The organism is Ruegeria sp. CI1, assembly GCF_056536925.1.
Genome location: NZ_JBQFQP010000011.1, coordinates 50,736 through 74,749 on the forward strand (window position 1 = coordinate 50,736; position 24,014 = coordinate 74,749).

A 24,014-nucleotide genomic window follows, 5' to 3' on the forward strand; every position below is an offset into this window, starting at 1 on the left:
CCCCAGGGTATTTCGAACCAGAAAGAAGCCCGTCTTGCTGGTCATCGTCTTGTCTTTTCGTGGTTGTCCGGTCTTCGTGCGACCGAAGCTGGAAGGGGAAGGGCTTCCCAAGCACCGGGAGCGAGATCATCCAGTGTCCACTCTCCGATACTATACCGGATAAGGCGCAGGGTGGGGTGACCGACGGCGGCGGTCATGCGGCGCACCTGCCGATTTCGGCCTTCACGAAGGGTCAGTTCGATCCAACTGTCGGGCACGGACTTCCTGACCCGGATTGGCGGGTTGCGCGGCCAAAGATTCATCGGCTCTCCGATCAGGCGGGCCTTGGCTGGTCGCGTCAAGCCATCTTTCAGTTCGACCCCCTGTCTCAAAACGGACAATGCGGCGTTGTCGGGAAGTCCCTCGACCTGAACCCAATAGGTCTTGGATGTTTTGTGTTTCGGGTCCGCGATCCGGGTTTGTAGCCTGCCGACATCCGTCAATAGCATCAGTCCCTCGCTGTCCCGGTCGAGACGTCCGGCGGGATAGACGCCAGGCAAGTCGATGAAATCCGACAGGGTCCGGCGCGGCGACGCGACGCTGCCGCGATCGGTGAATTGTGGCAGCACGTCATAGGGTTTGTTGAAGCGGATGAACCAGGACATGATCACTCACATATCCTGCTTAGGGGATACTGGGCAAGCTGTGGATAACTGTCACCCGCTTGTTGCCGAAGTACAGTATTCTTTCTTCGACATATTGTAGAAACTCTGGGCTTGTCAGAGTTTTGACACGATATATAGTCAAGGTAAGGCTGGGGCGGGTGCTCCCCGCTCTGGTGTCACGAACGGGCAGTAGAGAGCGAGGAGCGAGTCTGTGATGGACGGAGACTTCAGGACCGAATTTGTCAGGGAACCCGGTGCGTTGAAACACCATCCGGCGTTGGTTCTGAACGCGGATTATCGGCCTTTATCCTACTATCCCCTGTCACTTTGGCCCTGGCAGGAAGCGATCAAGGCCGCCTGGCTTGACAGGGTGGATATCGTGGCGGAATACGACGAAGTTGTCCGCAGTCCCAGCACAGTGATCCGAATACCGTCGGTGGTTGTGCTGAAAGACTATGTGAAACCTCAAAAGCGCGTGGCCTTCACGCGCTTTAATTTATTTTTGCGCGATGAATTCCGCTGTCAGTATTGCGGTGCAAAAGGGGATCTGACCTTTGATCACGTCGTTCCGCGTGCGGCGGGCGGGGTTACAAGTTGGCAGAATGTGGTAGCTGCGTGCAGTTCATGCAATCTGCGCAAAGGGTCGAAATCGCTCAAACGCGCCGGGATGACATTGCGCAAACCGCCGCGCCAGCCACAGGCCGAAGAGTTGCGAAATATCGGGCGCAAGTTCCCGCCCAACCACCTGCACGACAGCTGGATGGATTTTCTGTATTGGGATGCAGAGCTGGAAGCCTGAAATTGGCGCTATCTGGCGCGGGCGGCTGCAAGCCAGATTACGGCCAGCCCCATTGAGACAACCGCGTTCCAGCTGGCCATGGATAGCCCGAACAATTCCCACGGCACTTCGTCGCAACGTACCAGTGGCGCCGCCATGATTTGCTCCATCAACTGTTCAGCCGACAGGCCGCCGATGTCTCCGGATGTGCAGGTTGTCGGACCTTCCCACCAACCGCGTTCAACCCCGGTGTGATAAAGCCCGATAACAGCTGTCGTCAGTGCGGCGAACGCACCTGCATAAGGTAAGGAGCGAAGCGAGGGCAGGGCGAGCGCCACGCCGCCAATCAAAAAAGCTGCTCCATGAGGATAGCGCTGCCAGATGCATAGCTTACAGGGAGCCATGCCGCCGAAATACTGAAACCCCCACGCCCCCAAAAGCATCGCCGCGGACCCGAGTGCGGCTAAGATGATAAGGTTTTTTTTGTTGGTCATAGGTATCTCACCAGCATGAAACCACCGATCAGAAGCACGATAAACAATGTGAAAACCAGACCGAGCCTTTTTTCGATGAAATCTCGGATTGGCTCACCAAAACCCCACAACAGCCCTGCAAGCACAAAGAACCGAAGCGCGCGGGCTAGGATCGAAGTTGCAATGAAAGTTCCAAGTGGCATTCCTGTCCAGCCTGACATGATGGTGATGACTTTGTAGGGGAATGGGGTCACACCCGCAGTCAACACCGCCCAAAAACCGAAATCGTTGAAGCGGGTGTTGAACTCCTCCATCGCCTGAGCCTTGCCCATGGCCTGCAATATTGGCTGGCCGACGCTGTCATAAAAGAAGGCGCCAATGGCATAGCCCAGCAATCCACCAAGAACCGACGCGACCAGGGCGACCGAGGCAATCAGCCAGGCTCGTGAGGGGCGGGCCAGAATCATCGGAATCATCAGCACGTCAGGCGGGATCGGAAAAACCGAGCTTTCTATGAAAGCAACCGCGGCAAGCGCCCACATGGCGTGCGGATGTTCCGCCAGACGAATTGTCCGGTCATAAAGAGAGCGCAGCATCGGGTTTCCGTTTCCACCAATCAATCTCGACTGCAGGGCAAATCATGCGGATCGCGAGCCGTCAACATCTGCAATAGGCAATTGCTGATTTTTGCCTCTGGACCTTCCTCAAATCGGACGCTAATCCAGTGTTCGTGGCCCAAGTGGCGGAATGGTAGACGCAGGGGATTCAAAATCCCCCGCCTTTGCGGGCGTGCCGGTTCGAGTCCGGCCTTGGGTACCATGAAAAGGGGCGCTTCCGAATTGCATCGGAGGAGCCCCTTTTTTTCTTTAGTAAATAAGGGTTTAGTTGTGCTGGTAGTGGCCGCGTCAGCGGCTTGAATCGCCCTGCAAGAAACTCGTCTTAAAGGCGACGCTTGTGATCTTGAAACGTTTTCTCGGACATTCAAAGCCTGCGTTTTTGAGATTGCGCGCGAGTAAACCGTGCCTCAGATAGGCAATTCTCATGCGGCCATATCGAGGGGCTGGACGTCTTCCAGCCCTTCGAAAAAGTGTGCGTAAACTTCCAGCGTGACAGACGGCGTGTGGTGAGTGGAATTATCTTCATCAATCGCATCGGGTTCGGGTGGCGAATCCCGCTGGATCAGTGCAAGGGAATTTCTTGCAGGGTTCGCTCGGACCAATGCGGGATGAGAAAGGTCGTTTGCAGGACCAGCATGCTAGTTTCTAGAAAAATCAGATCAATCTGAGGTTTTCTTGTGTAAGGGCTAGGGACTGGCCCGTGCATTCAACAACCTTTCGGCAAGCTTTTGTTTTTGCCATTTCAGATAGAGCAGATAGCTGAGCCGGTTGGTCTCGGAGCGCTGGATCGGGGACATCGCCTCAAAGTCTTCCAGCGAGATATTCGGCAGAAATGAAAGCTTGAATTCGAGGTATTTCGTCGCGCAACCCTGCGCCTCGATTGGGGACAGCACAGTTCTGGTGGCTTTGTTAGCGCAACGGAAGTAGGCCTGAGCCTTATCGCGTGAAGGCACCTCGACCGCGATGCCCGGTGCGCATTCGGTCTTGGTGCAACTGCCGAAACCTGGGGAGTGGCTGCGGCGCGGCGCCGAATTCAGGGACAGTGCTGCGGCGAATGCGATGATGGCGCAGGATGGTACGATTGCGGTAGCGGGCAGAGAATCCAGCATCTGTCGTCCTTTCGCGGGTTATCTAGGAATGGCATCCAGTCTCGGGGCAGCCGACGCCGGGGGGCAAACGAAATTCCATGAAACCTCATGAAATCAACGGACCCTGAGAGCGCGGTTGTGAACAGGAATAGTGAAAAGACGGGATTTTCGGTGTAATATCACTTTATGCGTCCGGCCTGACAGGAAGGAGCAAGACCCGAGTGAGGTACGTTTTCAGCGAATTCGAAATGGACTTGATGCGCCGTCAACTCTTTAGCGGCGGTCGTAAGGTTTCTCTGCGTCCAAAAAGCTTCGATGTTCTGGCCTTCCTGGTGCGGAGTGCCGGGAAGCCGGTGGAAAGACAGGCGCTTTTGAATGCCGTCTGGCCCGACACTATCGCGTCGGCCGATACGCTGGCCCACAGCATCTGCGATATTCGAGACGCGCTTGGTGACGTGGGTAAGCAGCTTGTGCTGACAATTCCCGGCAAGGGTTATCAGCTGGCAGCCCCCGTCGTGGTGGCCGAAGAGCCGCAAAAGGAATCAGTCAGGTTACAGCACAGGGGAAACAGCAGGTTTCCCGTGATACTGGGAGTACTGGTTGTTCTGGCGGTCATCGCTGCTTTGATGATCCGCAAGTCACCCACTCGAGAGGAAGTTGTACTTCTTGCTGACCCGCCTTCGATCGCTGTCATTCCTTTCAGGAACCTGTCCGGAGACCCCGAAATCGAGCCGTTCGTGGCTGGACTCAGCTCGGATGTCAACGTGGCACTGTCGCGGGTTCCGGAACTGCTGACCATCGCGGAAAACACGGCGGCGCGGTACCGGAACCGGGAAATTGACATTGCGGCTATCGCTGCTGAACTGGGGGTCAGCCATGTCATGACCGGATCGGTACAGCGCGACGGGTCTTCTTTGCGAATCTTTGTCGAGGTTTCTTCGGGCCAGGATGCGTCTACTGTTTGGTCGAGACGGTATGACCGGAACCTGTCGCATTTTCTTGAACTGCAGGATGACATCGTACGTAATGTTCTTGTCGGCTTGCAGATCGAACTGACGCATGGCGATACTGCCGGATATCTCAGCGGCGGAACCAGAGACATCGAGGCGTGGCTGACCAATTTCGAAGCACTGTCGGAAGGCTTCAAGTTTCGCGAAGACAGCAACTTGCGCGCACGACATTTGTATGAAACGGCGGCGCAGCTGGATCCGAATTGGGCCGAACCGCTTGCCGGGCAGGCTTGGACCTATCGTGAAGCATTGCGGCGCGGCTGGTCGCATGACCCGGAGGGTGACAGAAAGAAGTGGCTTAACCTAGCGGAAGCCTGCGCCGAACTGGACCCGGTGAAACACAGCTGTTTCATACAGCTTGGCAACTATTACATCGAGAACGGGCAGGTGGAGCAGGGGCTGGAGCTGAGAGAAATCGCGCTGAAACTCGCGCCCAGCGATCTGTCGGCCCTTTCCGGCCTGGCATGGCAACTGATCCTTGTCGGTGAATTTTCTCGGGGGCTTGAGCTGTTGCAGAGGGCCAAGAAGGTTAGCCCGATCCATCCGCCCTGGCTGCTTGCTACCGAGGCCTATGGCTACCAGATGGTTGGAGAGTTCGACAAAGCCGTCGAGCTGTTCCGGGAGGCGCTGGATCGGAGTGATTTTCCAGACTGGCACGCGAGGCTGGCGGCGGTTTATGTCGAATTGGATGACATGGAAAACGCGAGGCTGCATGGCAGGACATTTGTCGAAAAAAGCCCAGGCAGGACGGTTTCTGACCTGACGAAAATCCTGACGATTCAGGATGCCGAACGCACAGAACACTATTCCGATCTGCTGAGACGGGCAGGGGTTCCGGATTGACAGGGTCTGTTTGCGCGGAGAAGTGCTGGAAAATCGACGGAAACGTTGAGTTCGCAGCGCATAGGAGCATTGTTTTGTCTGTTGGAGAGCTTCGTCGTCTCCAGGTGCCTGGCAGCATCGTTGGTCGGACCTAACTCGGCTTGAATCCTGTCACAACGAATTGAGGGGACACCAACAGGTAGGTTCCTCTGTCGAGAGCTCTTTCGATCTGTTCGACAACTTGCTTGATTGAGCCGGCGTCCAGAATTCGGCTTTCCATTGCATATTTGGCCATGTTGTGAACCATACCCAACAGACGGCCATTTACGTCTGCGTTCGCGAAAACCGAAATCCTAATATCGTGAAACCCCGCCTCCGCAAATGTCCGGTACAGCTTTCTGCCCATGTCCGAATTCCGGCAGGCATAAGACGCAGACTTGACGAAGGCCCGCCACAGATCGTGCTCGACCGGCTCGGCGACCATCATGTACCAATCGCTGTCGATGGCGTGAGTCAGGCCGCCAGGTCTAAGTGCGCGACGAAACTCCCGCAGGGTTTCAACCGGTTCGTCAACATACATGAGAGTATTGCGGGCGGTTACCCGGTCCAGGGAATTGTCGGCAAGCGGAAGCGTGATCCCGTCGCTATGATGCGTGTGCAGGCGATCGGCGATACCAGCTTGGATGGCGTTTCGTCTAGCAATTTCAAGAAAGTCGGAGTTGATGTCTATGGCGTGGACCTGGCCCTCATCGCCCACCCGTCGGGCCAATTCTACGGCGATTTTGCCCGGGCCACATCCAAAGTCGGCTACGATTTGGCCTGTTGAAATACCTGCCGGCGCGTAGAGTGTTTCGGCTGCGTTGTCCCATTGGAAGCCGGATTTGTATGCCGACATCCGGTCCTGCTCAATGTGGCGCCAATGCGCTTTGTAGAAAGGCTCACTTGTCAATTTGCAGTTCCTGATTGCAGGACAAGACAATGCCTAGCACGATCAGAGAGCAATGTCTGTCTTGACGGCCAATCGAACACAGATCACAGCCCGTCTGGTACCCAGAATTTCGCTACAGCGTGGCGTTTTTCTCCCGACCTCTGTTTGATCGGCCGAAACCCTTTCTTGGGTCACGGGAACTGTGGCAATGAGATCGGTCAAACCTCTCGTGCCGGTAAGGTTGGCAAGGTCGGGAGGCGGCTTTGGAGCCGTGAGCGGGCGTTTCGTTTGTCGAAAACCGCAATTGCCGTACGAGGTTACCGAATTTCCAGCAAATCCGCCTTTGCCAAACCCTGCAAGACCATCTCTTCGTGGGACGAGTCAGATAAAGACAGTCGTGCCAGCCGGGTTTTGATGGAAAATGACGGGTCAATGGCCTGCAGTTCCTTCCAAATCGCACGCGCTTGGTCGAGTTCGCCAAGGTGCCCCAATGCGGAGGCCAACCAGGCGCGTCCGATATCGGTGTCTTTCACGAGGAAAACACGTTCTCGCAACAGCACCGCAGCGGTTTCGAAGTTGCCTTTCAGGAAATGCGCCATGGCCAGAAACTGCAGGTATTGATGGCGAAATGACGGATCAAGCCGGATAGCGCGCTCAAGATGGTCGATCGCGCCTTCTAGCTTGCCCTGAGCCAGCTCAATTTCGCCCCTAGTGAACCAGCCCAAAGAATAATCGGAGCTTTTCGACATCGCCTTGTCAAGCAGTTCACTCGCTAGGTCCAGCTTTCCCTGCCAGCGCGCGATGACCGCAAAAGCGTGATTGGTCCACAGCCCGTCTGGCCTGATTTTCAAACCTTGTTGGGCAAATACCTCGGCCCTACGCATCGCTTCTTCGGAAGAGGTGCCAGACCAGTGGTTATGGAAATCCAACACATGCATTATTGCGAGAATGGCATGTGCGTCTGCATAATCCGGATCACGGGAAATTGCCCGTTCGCCATAAAAGACCGCCTGCTTCCAGCCGTCAGCGTTCATACCGGGAAAGAACAGAAAACCGCGCATGCGCATGAAGTCTTCGTGGGCCTCTATGTTGGCCGTGCCGACATCTGTGATGTTGGCACGCTCGGTGGAGGTCAGCGAAACCTTCAACGCCTTAACGATTTCAAGCGTCACCTCGTCTTGTACCGCAAAAATGTCGGTCAGGTCCCGATCGTAGCGATCTGCCCAGACGTGACTTCCGTCTCTGGCATCAATCAGCTGCGCATTGATGCGGACACGTTGCCCGGCCTTCCTAACGCTGCCTTCCAGAACATGGGTAACACCCAGTTCCTGTCCAATGATGCGCAAATCAACGGGCTTTCCCTTGTAGGCAAAGCTAGAATTGCGTGCGATCACCGTCAAACCGGAGACCTTGGACAGATCGGTGATGATGTCTTCACTGATCCCGTCCGAAAAATACTCCTGTTCTGGGTCGCCGGACATGTTGTCCAGAGGCAAGACGGCGATGGAATGGGGTGCGTCGCGTGAGGATGAAGAATTGCGTTGCTTTGCAGGTTGTGCGTCAGTGGCATTCTGCGGATGCCAATGGAACACCCGCAGAGGACGGTCGATATTCTTTACTGAGACATTTCCGCCGTCCTGAAAGGCCATTCCCAGGCGGTCGCCGACGCTTTCCTGTACGACCGAGGAAATGCATATGCCCCCCGGTCGGGCCAGTTGTTCCAGCCTGCTGGCAACATTCACACCATCGCCGAAAATATCGTCGTCCTGAACGATTATGTCGCCCAGATTGATTCCGATCCTCAGGGTGATGCCCGAGGTGTCATCCAGACCTGCCATCGTTTCCTGAATGTCTTTGCCACATTGCACGGCATCCAGAACGCTCAGGAACTCCACGAGGGCGCCATCACCCATGAGTTTCACCACGCGTCCGTTGTTGCGGGACACAATCGGAGCGAAAACGATCTTCCGGTGCTGATTGAGTGCGCCCAGTGTTTTCGACTCGTCTTCGGCCATCAGCCGAGAATACCCGACTATGTCCGCGGCAAGGATGGCGGAAAGGCGACGAGGCTGCAAAACGTCGGTCATGACAAAGTCGTATGGCAGTTCTCCACCGCGGTCTAGCCGGGTCTTCTTTCAAACCCGCTTTTCCCGGTTGAAAAGCCAAGGCGTTGCCTTGTCTCTCGTGAACAGCGCTGGATTGAGCTCTGCCCTTTCGTCGTGTCGTTTCCCTGACAAGCATGTTTCGAGTAAAATGATGCCCCAAGGCTGTGGATACTAGCCGAGCATTCGACAAGGGGGAGAATTGCTGTGGAGCGCAGGATTGACCTGAATAATGGCCAAAAGGTCTGGACTAAGACGGTAGGCAGCGGCCCCGGCTTGCCGTTATTGCTGCTACATGGCGGGCCCGGGGCCGGGCATGACTATCTCGAACCGCTTGAGGCGCTTGGAGCTGACCGTCCGGTGATTTTCTACGATCAGCTTGGCTGTGGGAAATCGGACAAGCCGAACAACCCCGCGCTATGGACCATTGAACGCTTTTCGGATGAGGTTCAGGAAGTGCGCGATGCCCTTGACTTGGGGCGCTGCCATATACTTGGACAAAGCTGGGGCGGTTGGCTGGGCATTGAATACCTGCTGCGTCACCCGCCGGGTCTGGCCAGTATGGTCCTGGCGTCGACCTCGGCCTCGATTCCGCAGTTTTCGGCGGAATGTGACCGCCTGATTGCGGAACTGCCAGACAAGCACCGAAAGGCACTGCAATACCACGGGCCGCGCGGTGAGTTCGAACATGAGGCCTATGCCGCGGCCGAACAGGTGTTTTATGGCAACCATGTTTGCCGTTTGGAGGAGTGGCCGGACTGCCTTATGCGCTCGGTAGAGAACCTGCACCACAATCAGGTCTACGAGACAATCAACGGCCCGAACGAGTTCACCACCATCGGCAACCTGCGTTACTGGAACCGCATTCCGGATCTCGGTCAGATCAAAATCCCGTGCCTGATCACCTGTGGCCGCCATGACGAACTTGGTCCGAACTGTGCTGAAACCTTGCAAAAAGGCATTCCCAACGCTGAAATGGTGATCTTTGAAGCTTCGGCACATGTGGCGCACATCGAGGAAACGGAAGCCTACATCAGATGCGTGTCGGAGTTTCTGAAACAGCACGATTGATTTGCTGTTTCCCTTAAAAGGAGCGCATGAAAGCCAAAGCGACGATATGAAAAGCGAAGGACCGCGGTCACTGATAGCCATGGCTCGCGGAGAGTATTTTTAGTTTATTGAAGGCTATGCTCGGCCAATGGGCGCATTCCGCCGCTTGGACGCTGCTTTGAATTTTTTTCAAGCAGCGCCAAGCTTGATTCCTGCGGGTCTTCTATCCCAATTGCACCAGCGCATGGCGTTTCTTGCCTGCGCTCAACTTGATCGGCGAGGCTAGGGCGCCTGCGTCGATCATCAGGCCTGCGTCGGTCAGCGGCGTGTCATCGAGGCGGGCGCCGTTTTCGGCGATCAGGCGCTTGGCCTCTTTGCCCGATTTGGCGAGCCCCGATTTGACAATGATCTGCACGATGGACATTCCGTCACCCAACTCTTCGGCGCTGAGGGTGAGGGTTGGCAGGTCGTCGCCCACACCGCCCTTCTCGAACACCTCGCGCGCGGTCGCCTCGGCGGTTGCGGCGGCTTCAGCCCCGTGGCAGAGCGTAGTGACCTCGTTGGCGAGGATGATCTTGGCTTCGTTGATGTCCGAGCCTGCCAGCACACCCAAGCGGGCGCATTCCTCGACCGGCAGCTCGGTGTAAAGCTTGAGAAAGCGGCCTACGTCGGCATCGGTGGTGTTGCGCCAGAACTGCCAGAATTCGTAAGGCGAACGCATGTCGGCGTTGAGCCAGACTGCACCGTCCTGGGATTTGCCCATCTTCTTGCCGTCCGAGGTGGTTAGCAACGGCGAAGTGAGGCCATAGACCTCATGGTCGATCACCCGGCGGGTCAGGTCGATGCCGTTGACGATATTGCCCCACTGATCCGAACCGCCCATTTGCAGGATGCAGCCGTAACGGCGGTTCAACTCCATGAAGTCATAGGCCTGGAGGATCATGTAGTTGAATTCCAGGAAGCTGAGCGATTGTTCGCGGTCGAGGCGGGATTTCACGCTCTCGAAGCTAAGCATCCGGTTTACGCTGAAATGCCGCCCGATATCGCGCAGGAAATCGAGATAGTTCAGGTCGTCCAGCCACTCGGCATTGTTGAGCATCAGCGCGGCGTTTTCGGCGCCGCTGTCATAGTCGATATAGGCGGCAAAGACCTTGCGGATGCCAGCGATATTGCCGTCAATCTGGTCCGGCGTGAGTAGCGGGCGTTCATCGGCGCGAAAGGATGGGTCACCCACCTTGGTGGTGCCGCCGCCCATCAGTGTGATCGGCTTGTGCCCGGTCTTTTGCAGCCAGCGCAGCATCATGATCTGGATCAGGCTGCCCACGTGAAGCGACTTGGCGGTGGCGTCAAAGCCGATATAGCCCGGCTGGCATCCCTTGATCAGCGCCTCGTCGAGACCCTGGTAATCGGTGCAGTCGGCGAGAAAGCCGCGCTCCATCATCACCGCGATGAAATCCGATTTGGGATGGTAGGTCATGTCTTGCCTCGGGTTGGAATTGCGGGGCAACTTATAGAGAGCAATCCGGAAAGTGGAAACCGGTTTTCGGGGCAAAATGCGTGCGTATTCGGGGCGTCGTCAATCGAAAGGAAAAGGCCATGAGCAGGGCCATCAGCAAGACAGGGCCGGTGCGGGCGCTGGGGGCGATGTCGGGAACGTCGATGGACGGGATCGACGTGGCCGTGGTCGAAACCGACGGGCACCAGATCAAAGCGTTCGGGCGAAGCGGATACAGGGCCTATACCCCGGACGAACGCGTCGTTTTGCGCGCTGCGATGGGTCAGTGGAAGGGCGACGATGTCGAGGCGGCGGAAATGCTGGTGACTTTGCTGCATGCCGAGGCGTTGGCCGGGTTCGCAGATGTCGCTCTGGTGGGGTTTCACGGCCAGACACTGGTGCATGATCCGCAGGGTAAGGGCACCTTGCAGGTAGGTGACGGAGCTGCGCTGGCCGAAAGACTGGGAGTGCCGGTGGTGTGGGATTTCCGCTCGGACGATGTGGCGATGGGGGGCGAGGGCGCGCCGCTGGCGCCGTTCTTTCATTTCGCCTGCGCCAAATGGTTCGACGCTGGCCAGCCCTTGTGTTTTCTCAATCTCGGCGGGGTCGGCAACCTGACCTATGTGGACCCGTCCTTTGCCCGACCCGAGGAGAAGGGCGCGCTGTTGGCCTTTGATACCGGGCCCGCAAATGCGCCGGTTGATGACCTGATGCAGGCGCGATTCGGTCTGGCAATGGACCGCGATGGCGCGGTAGCGTGCAAAGGGACGGTCGAAGAAGGCATTCTGGAGCGGGCCCTGGCCGAGCCCTTCTTTGCCCGCATTCCACCCAAGTCGCTTGATCGCAACGATTTCGCTCGGATGGCGGCGCTGGTCGACCCCCTGGCCGACGCTGATGCGGTGGCAACACTGACGGCGTTGTGTGCGGCGAGCGTGGCGCAGGGGATCGACCATTGCCCGAAACCGCCGGCGCGCGTTCTGGTCACCGGCGGCGGGCGGCACAACCCGGTATTGATGCAGATGCTGCGAGTGTCGATAGATTGCCCGGTTGAACCGGTTGAGGCGGTTGGGCTGAATGGCGACATGCTCGAGGCGCAGGCTTTTGCCTATCTGGCGGTGCGTGTGGCGCGGGGGCTGCCGACCTCCTGTCCGGGCACGACCGGTGTCAAGGCGCTGGTGGGGGGCGGGATTGTCAGCGTTCCAGAGCACTGAGGTAGTCGGAAGTGAACTCTCCGTACCCGTGCGAGGTCGAAGTCAGATGTGTCCGCGTGAAGGTGTGAAAGGCGGGCAACTGGTGAAACGGCACATTCGGAAAGGCATGGTGCTCGGCATGATAGGGCATGTTCCAGGCCAGGAACCGAACGATCCGGTTGGTGAAAGTGGTGCGCGAGTTTTCCAGCATGTTGGAGACGGCCGGGCATAGCCCGTGTTCGGCCAGCAGGTAGGCGCGCAAAAACGGTTGACCCACCAGAACCGGCAGAACCCAGAGCCACAGGAGCACAGGAGAGGTCAGAAGGCTGAGCGCTGTCAGCGCATAGAGCACCAGTAGACCCTGCGCCTCGTGCCGCATTGCCGGGTGTCGGCGTTGCGGCAAATAGGGCGCGTCGATCCGGCCGATGGCGTTCTGCACCAGCACTTTGGCCATGCCCGTCCAATAAAACCAGCCGCTGAGATAGACGATTAGGCTGCCGCGGCTACGGGGCCGTGGTCTGCCAGCCAGTTCCGGATCCCGGTCGGGATCGTTGGTCCATTTATGATGGGCCAGATGAAAATAGCGAAACCAGGTGAAGGGCAAGGCGATGAGCAATCCCGCCGCATGCCCAACCGCCTCGTTCATCCAATCGGTGCGAAATGGCGTTTTGTGGGTGCATTCGTGGCTGAGCGTGAAGAGAAACACCAGCAACAGGCCCTGCGGAAGAATCAGCAACGGCCAAAGCGGAACCTGCAAGAATATACCTGCCGTCGTCACAGCCAGAGCCGTAAGATAGAGCGCCAGATGCCTCAACCCGGCCCGGTCCGAGCGTTGCTGCAGCGCCGCTTTGGTTTCGGCGGGAAGGGAAGAGATCAGTTCGCTATGGTCCATGGCTCATAGTCGCAATGCGGAGGGCTCGGTCAAGTACGTCATTTCGCCAAGGGCGCTGCCCCTCTTGCCCTTCGGGTAAAGAACCCCGGGGAGTTTGAGGGACTGCGTCCCTCATAAATATAAGAATAAAAGCGCGCCAAAGGCGCTCAATTTGACGGGATGTCGAAACCGGGTGCGGCGAGTTCGAAGCCGCTGAATTCAAAGCCGGGTGAAACGGTGCAACTGACCAGTGTGAAATCGCCAGTGCTGCGGGCTGCCTGCCAGTGGTTTTCGGGTACGATCAGTTGCGGTGCTCCGTTTGTCAGGTCAGGGGTCAGCAGGTGGTCGGTAGCGGGGCCTGTTTCGGTGGCGCTTACAGACAGGGTCAGCGGTGCACCCGCGTGGTAGAGCCAGATTTCCGTCGCGTCGACCTTGTGCCAGTGGCTGCGTTCGCCGACCTGGAGCAGAAAGTAGATGCAGGTGCCAGTTGCGCGGCCGGGATTTCCGGCGCGCCAGGTTTCGCGGAACCAGCCGCCCTCGGGATGGCGTTGCAGGTTCAGGCGGTCGATGATCTCGTGCGCGGTCATTGAGACTCCGTGGTATTTTGCGCGATTATGCCGGGGGTTGATCGCTGAGGCTATGGCAATTCCGTGCGCGAAGCATATGTTCGGGCCATGACCCTGACGATCCCCTTCGACAACACCTATGCCCGTTTGCCTGGCAGTTTTTATGCGCGGCTGGCGCCGCAACGGGTGCGCGCGCCACGGTTGATTGCTTTCAACGAAGATCTGGCGCGGATCATGGGCATTGTGCCTGGTGAGGTCGACGAAATGGCGCAGGCCTTTGCCGGCAACGTTCTGCCCGAAGGGGCAGAGCCGCTGGCGCAGCTCTATTCCGGGCATCAGTTCGGGCATTACAATCCGCAACTGGGCGACGGGCGCGCCTTGTTGCTGGGTGAGACGGTCGGAGCCGACGGGGTGCGCCGTGACATTCAGCTGAAGGGATCGGGCCGAACGCCGTTTTCGCGGCAGGGCGACGGGCGGGCGTGGCTGGGGCCGGTGCTGCGCGAATACGTAGTGTCCGAGGCGATGCACAACCTGGGCATTGCGACCACGCGGGCGTTGGCTGCGGTCGAGACCGGAGAGGTGGTGCTGCGCGAAGGGCCGATGCCCGGCGCAGTGTTGACGCGGGTGGCACGGAGCCACCTTCGCGTGGGGACGTTTCAGGTGTTTGCCGCGCGTGGCGATATCAACGGTTTGAGGCGGCTAACCGATTATACCATTGCACGGCATTACCCTCAGGTAGAGGGGCCGATGGGATTGCTGCGCGCTGTTCGGGACGCGCAGGCGCGGTTGATCGCACAATGGATGAGCGTAGGGTTCATTCACGGGGTGATGAACACCGATAATTGCTCGATCGCCGGGGAAACCATAGACTATGGTCCCTGCGCGTTCATGGACAGCTATCATCCCAACACGGTTTACAGTTCGATCGATCGGACAGGGCGCTATGCCTATGCCAATCAGCCCGATATCGCCGTATGGAACATGGCGCAACTTGCCACCGCGTTGATCCAGCAGATGGAGGACCGGGAGGTGGCGGTGGAGGAGGCGACGGAGATCGTCCACGATATGCCTGGGGCGATCGAGGGAAACTGGCTGCGGCTGTTCCGTGCCAAGGTTGGGCTTGCGACGGAAGAGGCAGGGGATATGGAACTGATCGGAGATCTGCTGACAAGGATGGCACAGAACCAGGCGGATTTCACAAATACATTTCGGGCGTTGGGGACTACTGTGGCGCGGGACCAGTTCGCCGATCCGACGGCCTATGACACCTGGATCAAGACATGGGGCGCGCGCGTAGAGAGAGAGGAAGGCGTGGCGAATCGGTTGGTGGAGGCCAATCCGGCCTTCATTCCGCGCAACCACCGGATCGAGCAGATGATCGAAGCGGCGGTGCGGGGTGATTGCGCGCCGTTCCATCGCCTGAACGATGTGTTATCGCGCCCTTATCAGGATCAGCCCGAGAACCGGGACCTCACCCGTCCGCCGACCGAGAGCGAAGTAGTGCATGCGACGTTCTGCGGAACCTGACATGCGGGGTGGGGTTGCGCATTGCGGTGACGGCGGCGATGCTCAGGGCATTCTGCCGGTCCGAGAGACAATGACCAAAACCGCGACCCTTCGCATTGCGAGTTACAACATCCAGAAATGTGTGGGCCTCGATCTGCGCCGCCAGCCGCAGCGCATCCTTAAGGTGCTGGACAGGCTGGGGGCCGATATCGTGGTGTTGCAGGAGGCCGACAAGCGCCTACCACCTCGTCCCGCCGCGTTGCCGCATTTCATGCTGGAAGAGGCCGGTTGGCAGGTAGCCGATCTGGGCGGCGCGGGCAGCCTGGGATGGCATGGAAATGCGGTGATCTGGCGCGGCGCGGGTATCACCGTGCATCGGACCGGCCATCACGATCTGCCGGGTCTGGAGCCGCGCGGCGCGGTGCGGGTGGAGTTCGAGACCTCGATTGGCCCTTTGAGGGTGCTTGGCATGCATCTGGGTCTGATGTCGCGATGGCGGCACCGGCAGGTGGTACACATGCGCCAGGACAGCCACAGGCTGGAGGCGATGCCGACTGTCTGGGCGGGCGATTTCAACGAATGGTCGCGCCACCCGGTACTAGATCATCTGGTTCCGGACATGCGCTTTCTGCCACCTATACCAAGCTTCCCGGCCGCGCAGCCGCTGGGGGCGCTGGACCGGATCGCGCTGGGTCCGGGGCTGGAGGCAAGGGCGCACGGGGTCTGTTCCGACCGGCCCGCGCACATCGCTTCGGACCATTTGCCGGTCTGGGCGGATCTGGGTGTTGCGCGCCCAGGGTCGTCTTGAATCCGCCGGTCTCCGGAGATTCTGACGTGATCGTCAAGGCTGAATGCGTGAAGTTCGTCAGCGTTGGATCGTGTGGACCCATCTCTGGTTGGAATGGCCCATTGGTTTCCCGGGTATTCTTGCCGTTTCCGAAGCTCCGCTCATGCTACCAGAAACCCTTGTGCCCTTCGGCAACCTCGTCCTCGATTTCGGAGTAGGGGCCACGGGTTTCCACAAGGCGCTGGCCCGCGGTGAATACCGCCTCGCAGGGCAAGTCCAACGTCAGGTTTTCGGGATTGTTGCCAGTCAATACCGCCAGACGCTTTTCGGTCATGCCATAGACGACTGTGCCAATCCCTGCCCAATAACAGGCCCCGGCGCACATGCAGCAAGGTTCGACCGATGTGTATAATGTGCATTTTTCAAGGAATTCCGGATCGTATTGACGGCTCGCTTTGCGTGCGACATTCAATTCGGCGTGCCCGACCCCCTTGTCATCCCCATAGCTGTTGCCGGAGCGGATGAGGATTTCACCGTGCGGGTCGACCAATGTTGCGCCGAACGGATGATTGCCTGAAGCGCGGCTTTGCTTTGCTATCCGGATTGTCTCGCGCAAATGCCGAAGATCGTGTTCCTTCATGTCGCCCTCCTGACGGTTGAAATCACCAAGTTCAAACAACTCTTCTTGTGACATTATCAGTGTTTGCGCGCATTTGAGCGTGCTTTCATATTCGTTGTGTGGAGACTTTCGAAAGGTTCCTTGTCAAAGTTCAGAATCCTAGTCGACGCAGGCTCGTAATTGGAGTTCGTACTTTTCAATCACGGCGCGACAACCGGTGTGCCGGATCCATCTTGACGGCAGGCCTTGTGGTCAAACTGATCAGGCTAGGCAACCAATGTTGACGTCATCCTGCGCCGGTGTGCCGCAAAACCCGGTGGCAGTACGGGCGCGAACGTATTATGACGGAACTCCAAAGACCGATGGGGACTGGTAATGTCGGACACGATCATCGCCCGATGCGAGGCCAAGGGCCTGCGTATGACCGGCCAGCGCCGGATCATTGCCCGAGTGCTGGAGGACAGCGACGATCATCCGGATGTGGAAGAGCTTTACGCCCGCGCCTCGGCGCTTGACTCGGGGATCTCGATCGCCACGGTCTATCGCACTGTAAAGCTGTTCGAGGAGTCCGGAATTCTGGATCGGCTGGAATTCGGCGATGGACGGGCGAGGTACGAGGATGCCGAGCGTGACCATCATGATCATCTGATCGACCTGAATTCGGGTGAGGTGATCGAGTTCGTCGATCCCGAGATCGAGGTGCTGCAGGAAAAGATCGCGGCCCGGCTGGGGTACAGGCTCAAGGGGCACAAGCTGGAACTATACGGGGTGCCGGTCAAGAAATCCTGACGGCGAAGGGCGCTGCCCCCCCTCTTGCCCTGCGGCAATTCACCCCAGGGTATTTCAAACCAGAAAGAAGCAGGTGCGCATCACGGATTGCGATGGTGTGCGTCACGTCTTTTGATGGCGCGCGCCGGGATTTTGCTTGCCGGGATAGCGATCTTGGGGTTTGGGTGGCGGTGTCACCGGGCAGGTTGGTCGCCCGGCTTTCAGGGAACGCGGATGAACAACGTCAACGGCATCTTGCTGGTCGTGGCCTCGATGGCCTTTTTTACGCTTGAGGACATGTTCATCAAGCAGTTGTCGGGCGCGGTGCCGACTGGGCAGATCATGATCGTGTTGGGTGTCTTTTGTTCGACTGCCTTTCTGGTTATGGCGGTCGTGGGGCGCAAAAGGGTGTTTCTGCGCGAGGCCTGGGCGCCTCTTCCACTTGTTCGGGCGGCCTCGGAAGCGGTGGGGGCATTATTCTTCATCACCGCCTTGTCGCTGGTCGACCTGTCGACGGTGGCGGCAGTTTTCCAGGCCCTGCCACTGACGATTACGATGGGTGCGGCATTATTCATGGGCGAGCAGGTGGGCTGGCGTCGCTGGTCGGCCATTTTTGTCGGACTCATCGGCGTGCTGATGATCATCCGCCCCGGTTTCGAGGGGTTCGAGCCCGAATCCCTGTTTGTCGTGGCCACTGTCGTCGCCATTGCCGCGCGTGATCTGATTACACGGGTGATCGATGCGAAGGTGCCCTCGGTCGTGGTAGCTTCTCAGGCTTATTTGGGGCTGATCTTTGCTGGTGTGGCGCTGATGCTGTTCTCGGGGCAGTCCGTGGCGCCGTTGGAGAGCGTGCAGATCGGGCCGTATTTCGGCGCCGTCGTCTTTGGGGTGCTGGGCTATTATGGCATCGTCAGCGCAATGCGGATCGGAGAGGCCTCGGCAGTCACGCCGTTTCGGTACACCCGGCTGGTATTCTCCATTCTGGCAGGCATGCTGGTATTCGGAGAGCAGCCTGATGCCTGGACGCTGGCCGGGGCGTCTCTGATCATCGTGTCCGGGCTTTACACTTTTTTCCGCGAACGCAAACTGGCACGCGAGATGGCATTGGCGGCGGTCTGAACTGCGGCTTGCTGTCTCAGATTCGGAACGCGCCTGAAGATGTTGGCGCAAACAACCAAATGTTAGCCCTAAACCACGGGGAATTGGCACGTTAGCGATAACGGAAACGGTTTACAATCTTCCCGGCGGTGCTATGACGCTGACAACTCTAGCCATCGTCAGGAACCGATTTCATGAGCACCATCATCGATATTCACGCGCGCGAAATTCTCGACAGCCGGGGCAACCCAACCGTCGAGGTGGACGTGATCCTGGAAGACGGCACCATGGGCCGCGCCGCCGTGCCTTCGGGCGCGTCGACCGGAGCTTATGAAGCGGTGGAAAAGCGTGATGGCGACAAGGCACGTTACCTGGGCAAGGGCGTGCTGGAGGCAGTCGCGGCCGTCAATGGCGAGATTGCCGAGGAACTGGTCGGCTTTGATGCCACCGAACAGGTGGCGATCGACAGTGCGATGATTGAGCTGGACGGGACCGAGAACAAGGGCCGTCTGGGCGCCAATGCGATTTTGGGTGTTTCGCTTGCGGTGGCGAAGGCGGCCGCCGATTTCACCACCCAGCCGCTTTACCGTTATGTGGGCGGCTCATCGGCCCGCGTTCTGCCGGTGCCGATGATGAATATCATCAATGGCGGCGAGCATGCCGACAACCCTATCGACATTCAGGAATTCATGATCATGCCGGTGAGCGCGGGCAATATCCGTGACGCGGTACGCATGGGATCGGAAGTATTCCACACGTTGAAGAAAGAGTTGTCGGCCGCCGGGCTGGCGACTGGCGTAGGCGACGAAGGAGGATTTGCCCCCAATATCGCTTCGACCCGCGAGGCGCTGGATTTCATTCTCAAGTCCATCGAAAAGGCCGGGTACAAGCCCGGCGAGGAAATCTATCTGGCGCTGGATTGTGCCGCGACCGAGTATTTCAAGGATGGAAAATACGTGCTGTCGGGTGAGGGCAAGACCCTGTCGAGCGAGGAGAACGTGGCCTATCTGGCAGCCTTGGTGCAGGACTATCCGATTATTTCGATCGAGGACGGGATGTCGGAGGATGACTGGGATGGCTGGAAGGCACTGACCGACGAATTGGGCGGCAAGGTGCAGCTGGTGGGGGACGATCTGTTCGTGACCAATCCGGCGCGTTTGGCCGAAGGGATCGCAAAGGGCTGCGCCAATTCGATGCTGGTGAAGGTGAATCAGATTGGGTCGCTGACCGAGACGCTGAAAGCGGTCGATATGGCGCATCGCGCACGTTACACCAACGTGATGAGCCACCGTTCGGGCGAGACCGAGGACGCCACCATTGCCGATCTGGCTGTGGCGACCAACTGCGGCCAAATCAAGACCGGTTCGCTGGCGCGATCGGACCGGCTGGCCAAGTACAACCAGCTGATCCGGATTGAGGAAAGCCTGGGCGAGGTGGCTGAATACGCTGGGCGGTCGATCCTGCGTTGAGACGCTTGGGCTGGCTGGAAAGTTTTGGCCAGCCGTTCATTTCAGGGTATTCTGGCCGGGTCGTTCGTTAGAGGTGGCCCGGTCATGATTCAGGCATTGATCTTCGACGTATTCGGCACTTGCGTGGACTGGCACAAGTCGGTCGCACGCGAGGTGGCCGAGCATGCGCCGAAGGTGGACGCCGCAGCGTTCGCGACGGCGTGGCGGGCGGAATATGATCCAGCGATGGCCCGGGTTCGGCAGGGCGCTCGGGGATATGTGCCGCTGGACGATCTGCATCTGGAAAACCTGTTGCGCGTGTGTGGCGCGATGGGGGTCCATTTGGTGGAGCCGTTGGCGCTGAACGCGGCGTGGGAAAGGCTCGACCCCTGGCCGGATGTGGTTGAGGGGCTTCGGCTGTTGCATCGGGACCGGATCATCGCGCCTTGTTCCAATGGCTCGATTGCGCTGATGACGCGGTTGGCACGCCATGCCGGGTTGCCGTGGGATTGTATTCTGGGGGCCGATCTGGCGCGGGACTACAAACCCAAGGCGGCGGTCTATCTGAAGAGTTGCTCCGCGCTGCGACTGCCGCCCGAACGGGTAATGATGGTGGCGGCACATAACAGCGATCTGCATGCGGCCCGGACAGCGGGACTGTTGACCGGGTTCGTGCCGCGCCCGACCGAGCATGGGGTGGGACAGGTCACCGACCTGGAGCCTGACAACGACTGGGACATCGTGGCGGCCGATTTCATCGATCTGGCCGAACAGGTGCGGGTGCATGGATAGGCGGGTTTTGTCGGTATCGCTGGCGGAGGGCGACCGGGATCTGGCCGCGATCCGGCTGCTTTGCCGAGACTATCGTACGCTGCTTGACGAACGCTGGTCGGATGTGCCGGCCTTTCTGGACCGATACTATAACGAACAGACCTTCGAGAACCTGTTGCGGCGGCTGCCTGAACTGCATGCTCGCCCAAAGGGGGCGCTGTTCGTGGCACGGTTGCAGGACCGTGTCGTGGGATGCGCGATGACGCATGCGGTCGGGGCAAGAGTCTGCGAGATAAAGCGGGTGTACGTTTCGGACGTGGCGCGCGGTCACGGTGCGGGTCTGGCCTTGCTCGAAGCGGCGATGAATCAGGCGCGCGAGGATGGCTATGTGCGGATGGTGCTGGACACGACCACGCGGCTGACCGAGGCGATTGCCCTTTATCGTAAGCTGGATTTTGTGGAAGTGGAGCCTTTCTATACCCCGGACGCGGATCTGGAGGAGCACCTGATGTTCTTTGGGCGAGAGCTTTGAGCGGGATGCGACATCAAGGCAGGGTCTATTTCCTTGGAAGTGTTCACGGATTTCTCGCGAAAACTTGAATATGTGTGAACGAGGCTACATCTTTTTCGAACAGGGTCCGCTTTGATGGAGCCAGATCTTGGAAAGGGAAAACGATGTCTTTCAGAAAAGGAACTCTTGTTCTGACAGTGATCTCCCTGGGAGTTCTGGCGGCCTGCACAGGGGAAAGCAGTTACAATACCTGTTGCACCTATTACGGGGGGCGCTGAGCGGGCAGCGCGATTTGACCAGCCCGCAGGGGTTCAGTTTCAGAAGGGGAAGGCAATGACGTTGAACAGGCAGTTTTTGGTTCTTGCGGTGATGGCAATGGCGGTTCTGTCGGCGTGCACCGAACCGGATACATACCCGGTGACCGGTGAAAAGGCGTCGGCGAATGATTGGGTGAGAGAGGACTTTGGCAGCGCTTATTACGGGCGCTGAGGGAGGACCGGTCAGAGCTTGCGGCTCATCAGCATGTAGGTTTCTCGCGGAGTGAAGCCGGTGCGGCGGTAAAGCCCCTGGGCTTTTTCATCGTGACGGTCGACTTCGAGATGCAGGGCTCTGAGGCCACCGGCGGCAAGCGCCTTGGGCAGTTCCAGCAGCACCTCGGTAGCGATGCCGCGTCCACGCACGGCGGGGCGGATATAGATCTCATCGACGAACCCGTCCATGCCGCCAAACGCGACCGACCAGCCGAAGGTGATGATGATGTAGCCCAGTGGCGCGCGCGTCGGGCCGATCAGGTAGACGCAACCGTGCGGTATGCCCTGAAGCAGCGGCATCAGGGCAGTGCGGCGGTCTTTGTCGTCGCCTTGCAGGCCCATTTCGGCGTGGAAGGCAGAGACCAGCCCCATCAGCCGGTCGACGTCATCGGGACGGGCGAGGCGGAGTGCTGCGGTCATAACCGGGCCAGTCGTTCGGTGAGCAGGTGAAAGAAGCCTTCGGCATCGAGATCGCCCATGAAAGTGGCATTGGGCGCGCGGTCGGTTACGCCCCACCAGTCGGCCACGGTCATGCCGCGGGTCAGATCGGATTGGGTTTCAATCTCGACGTTGATATAGCGGCCTGTGAACAGCTCGGGCCGGATCAGCCAGGCGGTAACGCAGGGATCGTGCAGCGGCGCGCCGGAGGAGCCGTATTTTTCCTTGTCGAACCGTTCGAAGAAATCGGTCATCTCGGCCACGGCAATGCCGACCGGGGTGGAGAGCGCGCGGAAGGCGTCGTTGCGTGGTTTGGTGACCAGTGCCTTGTGAGTGACATCGAGTGGCATGACCACGATCGGAGCGCCGGATTTAAACACGATATCAGCTGCTTCGGGATCGACGTAAATGTTGAATTCCGCCGCCGGGGTGATGTTGCCAACCTCGAAATAGGCCCCCCCCATCAGCACGATTTCCTGCACCCGATTCACGATGTCTGGGGCTTTTTCAAAGGCGGTGGCGATGTTTGTCAGCGGACCCAACGGACACAGCGTGACGGTCCCTGGCGCGTGCGCTCTTAAGGTATCGATGATGAAATCGACGGCATGACCTTCGGCCAAGGACATTTTCGGGTCGGGCAGGTCGGGGCCGTCGAGGCCGGTCTTGCCATGCACATGCTCGGCGGTGACCAGCGTGTGTTTCAGTGGCCGGTCACAGCCTGCATAGACCGGAACCCGGGGCCGTCCTGCCAGTTCACAGATGATGCGGGCGTTCTTGGCGGTCAGCGAAAGCGGCACGTTCCCGGCAACGGCGGTGAGGCCAAGCACATCGATCTCGTCTGGGCTGGCCAGCGCCAAGAGGATGGCGACGGCGTCGTCCTGGCCCGGATCGGTGTCGATGATGATCTTGCGCGGGGTCATGGAGCCTCTCTGAGGTTCGGAAAACCGGACAGTCGCAAGCAGGGCCTGCCTTGTCCAGCAGGTTTATGCCTTGCGGCGTTCCTGGGCGGGTTCGGCCCGCGGGAGTTTGCCGTTTTCGGCGTGTTCGGCATGTTTGACCTCGTCCCAGAGCGCGTCCATCTCGATGAGCGTGCTTTGTTGCGGGGTCTTGCCGCGTTCGGCCAGTCGCGCTTCGACCTTCGCGAAGCGGCGGGTGAACTTGGCGTTGGTGCGGCGCAGGGCGGCTTCGGGTTCGATGCCCAGATGACGGCCCAGATTGACCATCACGAACAGCAGATCGCCGAATTCGTCCTCGAGCGCGTCTGCATCCATGCTGTCGCGGGCCTCTTCAAGTTCGGCCGCCTCTTCGGTGATCTTGGCCAGCACGTGGCTGGCGTCGGGCCAGTCGAAACCGACGCGGGCCGCGCGTTTCTGCAGCTTGTAGGCGCGCAAAAGGGCGGGCAGGTTGGAGGCGACGCCGTCCAGCGCGCCTTTCTGTTCCATGCCTGCGCGCTCTGCGGCCTTGATCGCTTCCCAGTCGCGGGTCTGCTGTTCGGCGGACTTGTCACGAGATTCGTCGCCAAAGACATGCGGGTGGCGATCGACCATCTTGTCGGACATGGTGCGCACCACATCCTGAAAGTTGAAATGTCCGGCCTCTTCGGCCATGCGAGCATGAAACACCGACTGGAACAGCAGGTCGCCCAATTCGCCTTTCAACTCGTCCCAGGCTTCGCGCTCGATGGCGTCGGCGACCTCATAGGCTTCTTCGATGGTATAGGGGGCGATGGTGGCGAAATCCTGCTCGATATCCCACGGGCAACCAGTTTTGGGATCGCGCAGGCGGCGCATGATTTCGACCAGCCGTTCGATCCCGGCGTCCGGGTCATGGATCAGCGGATTATCAGCCATTGCGAACCCCTTCGTTCCAGTGTCAGATGCATCCATCTCGCAGCTTGGATCAGG

General features: G+C 58.8%; 25 protein-coding genes and 1 tRNA gene. 13 read left to right on the forward strand and 13 right to left on the reverse strand.

The window, feature by feature from the left end:
- Nucleotides 1–41: 41 nt before the first annotated feature.
- The gene (locus ACR0LZ_RS14150; protein ID WP_480750487.1) at nt 42–644 is read right to left on the reverse strand and encodes a pseudouridine synthase; all 603 of its coding nucleotides are present in this window, start codon (nt 642–644) and stop codon (nt 42–44) included.
- A gap of 214 nt (nt 645–858) precedes the next feature.
- Between ACR0LZ_RS14150 and ACR0LZ_RS14155 the strand changes: the two genes are divergently transcribed.
- Nucleotides 859–1,443, forward strand: a complete 585-nt coding sequence (locus tag ACR0LZ_RS14155) for an HNH endonuclease (protein ID WP_480750488.1) — start codon at nt 859–861, stop codon at nt 1,441–1,443.
- 8 nt (nt 1,444–1,451) lie between these two features.
- Here ACR0LZ_RS14155 and ACR0LZ_RS14160 read toward each other — a convergent pair whose 3' ends face one another.
- Nucleotides 1,452–1,916: a disulfide bond formation protein B gene (locus ACR0LZ_RS14160; RefSeq protein ID WP_480750489.1), complete on the reverse strand. Its 465-nt coding sequence runs from the start codon at nt 1,914–1,916 to the stop codon at nt 1,452–1,454.
- Nucleotides 1,913–2,491, reverse strand: a complete 579-nt coding sequence (locus tag ACR0LZ_RS14165; RefSeq protein WP_480750490.1) for a YqaA family protein — start codon at nt 2,489–2,491, stop codon at nt 1,913–1,915. Before ACR0LZ_RS14165 ends, ACR0LZ_RS14160 begins: the two co-directional genes overlap by 4 nt.
- Before the next feature lie 137 nt (nt 2,492–2,628).
- On the opposite strand from ACR0LZ_RS14165, the gene ACR0LZ_RS14170 reads away from it, so the two are divergent.
- Nucleotides 2,629–2,714: transfer RNA gene (locus tag ACR0LZ_RS14170), tRNA-Leu, on the forward strand.
- 484 nt (nt 2,715–3,198) lie between these two features.
- On the opposite strand, the gene ACR0LZ_RS14175 is transcribed toward ACR0LZ_RS14170, so the two are convergent.
- Nucleotides 3,199–3,621: a hypothetical protein gene (locus ACR0LZ_RS14175; protein ID WP_480750491.1), complete on the reverse strand. Its 423-nt coding sequence runs from the start codon at nt 3,619–3,621 to the stop codon at nt 3,199–3,201.
- A 200-nt stretch (nt 3,622–3,821) separates the two neighbouring features.
- On the opposite strand from ACR0LZ_RS14175, the gene ACR0LZ_RS14180 reads away from it, so the two are divergent.
- The gene (locus tag ACR0LZ_RS14180) at nt 3,822–5,453 is read left to right on the forward strand and encodes a winged helix-turn-helix domain-containing protein (RefSeq protein WP_480750492.1); all 1,632 of its coding nucleotides are present in this window, start codon (nt 3,822–3,824) and stop codon (nt 5,451–5,453) included.
- Nucleotides 5,454–5,583: 130 nt separating this feature from the next.
- On the opposite strand, the gene ACR0LZ_RS14185 is transcribed toward ACR0LZ_RS14180, so the two are convergent.
- Both ACR0LZ_RS14185 and ACR0LZ_RS14190 read right to left on the reverse strand, forming a co-directional pair.
- Nucleotides 5,584–6,327 carry a methyltransferase domain-containing protein gene (locus ACR0LZ_RS14185; protein WP_480750493.1) on the reverse strand — a complete coding sequence of 248 codons (744 nt, stop codon included), beginning with the start codon at nt 6,325–6,327 and terminating at the stop codon, nt 5,584–5,586.
- 350 nt (nt 6,328–6,677) lie between these two features.
- Nucleotides 6,678–8,447, reverse strand: coding sequence for an adenylate/guanylate cyclase domain-containing protein (locus ACR0LZ_RS14190; RefSeq protein WP_480750494.1), 1,770 nt, complete (start codon nt 8,445–8,447; stop codon nt 6,678–6,680).
- Nucleotides 8,448–8,669: 222 nt separating this feature from the next.
- Here ACR0LZ_RS14190 and ACR0LZ_RS14195 point away from each other — a divergent pair, with 222 nt between their 5' ends.
- Nucleotides 8,670–9,533 carry a proline iminopeptidase-family hydrolase gene (locus ACR0LZ_RS14195; RefSeq protein WP_480750495.1) on the forward strand — a complete coding sequence of 288 codons (864 nt, stop codon included), beginning with the start codon at nt 8,670–8,672 and terminating at the stop codon, nt 9,531–9,533.
- A 202-nt stretch (nt 9,534–9,735) separates the two neighbouring features.
- Here the strand turns inward: ACR0LZ_RS14195 and tyrS are convergent, their stop codons facing one another.
- Nucleotides 9,736–10,989, reverse strand: coding sequence for a tyrosine--tRNA ligase (gene tyrS / locus ACR0LZ_RS14200; RefSeq protein WP_480750496.1), 1,254 nt, complete (start codon nt 10,987–10,989; stop codon nt 9,736–9,738).
- Between the two features lie 119 nt (nt 10,990–11,108).
- Between tyrS and ACR0LZ_RS14205 the strand changes: the two genes are divergently transcribed.
- A complete protein-coding gene (locus tag ACR0LZ_RS14205; RefSeq protein WP_480750497.1) occupies nt 11,109–12,218 on the forward strand; it encodes an anhydro-N-acetylmuramic acid kinase in 1,110 nt (369 codons plus the stop codon).
- Here the strand turns inward: ACR0LZ_RS14205 and ACR0LZ_RS14210 are convergent.
- Together ACR0LZ_RS14210 and ACR0LZ_RS14215 are read right to left on the reverse strand one after the other, a co-directional pair.
- On the reverse strand, nt 12,199–13,089 hold the full coding sequence (locus tag ACR0LZ_RS14210; protein ID WP_480750498.1) for a fatty acid desaturase: 891 nt from the start codon (nt 13,087–13,089) through the stop codon (nt 12,199–12,201). The genes ACR0LZ_RS14205 and ACR0LZ_RS14210 overlap by 20 nt on opposite strands.
- Before the next feature lie 146 nt (nt 13,090–13,235).
- On the reverse strand, nt 13,236–13,655 hold the full coding sequence (locus tag ACR0LZ_RS14215) for a cupin domain-containing protein (RefSeq protein WP_480750499.1): 420 nt from the start codon (nt 13,653–13,655) through the stop codon (nt 13,236–13,238).
- Nucleotides 13,656–13,742: 87 nt separating this feature from the next.
- On the opposite strand from ACR0LZ_RS14215, the gene ACR0LZ_RS14220 reads away from it, so the two are divergent.
- Together ACR0LZ_RS14220 and ACR0LZ_RS14225 are read left to right on the forward strand one after the other, a co-directional pair.
- Nucleotides 13,743–15,161, forward strand: a complete 1,419-nt coding sequence (locus ACR0LZ_RS14220) for a protein adenylyltransferase SelO (protein WP_480750500.1) — start codon at nt 13,743–13,745, stop codon at nt 15,159–15,161.
- A gap of 70 nt (nt 15,162–15,231) precedes the next feature.
- On the forward strand, nt 15,232–15,948 hold the full coding sequence (locus ACR0LZ_RS14225; RefSeq protein WP_480750594.1) for an endonuclease/exonuclease/phosphatase family protein: 717 nt from the start codon (nt 15,232–15,234) through the stop codon (nt 15,946–15,948).
- Between the two features lie 145 nt (nt 15,949–16,093).
- Here the strand turns inward: ACR0LZ_RS14225 and ACR0LZ_RS14230 are convergent, their stop codons facing one another.
- Entirely contained in the window at nt 16,094–16,567 is a 474-nt protein-coding gene (locus tag ACR0LZ_RS14230) for a nucleoside deaminase (protein WP_480750501.1), read from the reverse strand.
- 354 nt (nt 16,568–16,921) lie between these two features.
- Between ACR0LZ_RS14230 and ACR0LZ_RS14235 the strand changes: the two genes are divergently transcribed.
- The 6 genes from ACR0LZ_RS14235 (at nt 16,922) to ACR0LZ_RS14260 (ending at nt 21,631) form a co-directional block, all read left to right on the forward strand.
- A complete protein-coding gene (locus ACR0LZ_RS14235) occupies nt 16,922–17,335 on the forward strand; it encodes a Fur family transcriptional regulator (protein ID WP_480750502.1) in 414 nt (137 codons plus the stop codon).
- Between the two features lie 213 nt (nt 17,336–17,548).
- A complete protein-coding gene (locus tag ACR0LZ_RS14240; RefSeq protein WP_480750503.1) occupies nt 17,549–18,433 on the forward strand; it encodes a DMT family transporter in 885 nt (294 codons plus the stop codon).
- A 173-nt stretch (nt 18,434–18,606) separates the two neighbouring features.
- Nucleotides 18,607–19,881, forward strand: a complete 1,275-nt coding sequence (gene eno, locus ACR0LZ_RS14245; protein ID WP_480750504.1) for a phosphopyruvate hydratase — start codon at nt 18,607–18,609, stop codon at nt 19,879–19,881.
- Nucleotides 19,882–19,965: 84 nt separating this feature from the next.
- On the forward strand, nt 19,966–20,652 hold the full coding sequence (locus ACR0LZ_RS14250) for a haloacid dehalogenase type II (RefSeq protein ID WP_480750505.1): 687 nt from the start codon (nt 19,966–19,968) through the stop codon (nt 20,650–20,652).
- Complete coding sequence (locus tag ACR0LZ_RS14255; RefSeq protein WP_480750506.1) at nt 20,645–21,163, forward strand: GNAT family N-acetyltransferase; 519 nt, start codon at nt 20,645–20,647, stop codon at nt 21,161–21,163. The genes ACR0LZ_RS14250 and ACR0LZ_RS14255 overlap by 8 nt, the downstream gene beginning before the upstream one ends.
- A 312-nt stretch (nt 21,164–21,475) precedes the next feature.
- The gene (locus ACR0LZ_RS14260; protein WP_480750507.1) at nt 21,476–21,631 is read left to right on the forward strand and encodes a hypothetical protein; all 156 of its coding nucleotides are present in this window, start codon (nt 21,476–21,478) and stop codon (nt 21,629–21,631) included.
- Nucleotides 21,632–21,642: 11 nt separating this feature from the next.
- Here ACR0LZ_RS14260 and ACR0LZ_RS14265 read toward each other — a convergent pair whose 3' ends face one another.
- The 3 genes from ACR0LZ_RS14265 to mazG all read right to left on the reverse strand — a co-directional run bounded on the left by ACR0LZ_RS14265 (nt 21,643) and on the right by mazG (nt 23,960).
- Nucleotides 21,643–22,092, reverse strand: coding sequence for a GNAT family N-acetyltransferase (locus tag ACR0LZ_RS14265; RefSeq protein ID WP_480750508.1), 450 nt, complete (start codon nt 22,090–22,092; stop codon nt 21,643–21,645).
- Entirely contained in the window at nt 22,089–23,030 is a 942-nt protein-coding gene (locus ACR0LZ_RS14270; protein ID WP_480750509.1) for a nucleoside hydrolase, read from the reverse strand. Before ACR0LZ_RS14270 ends, ACR0LZ_RS14265 begins: the two co-directional genes overlap by 4 nt.
- 63 nt (nt 23,031–23,093) lie before the next feature.
- A complete protein-coding gene (gene mazG / locus ACR0LZ_RS14275; protein WP_480750510.1) occupies nt 23,094–23,960 on the reverse strand; it encodes a nucleoside triphosphate pyrophosphohydrolase in 867 nt (288 codons plus the stop codon).
- Between the last annotated feature and the right edge of the window lie 54 nt (nt 23,961–24,014).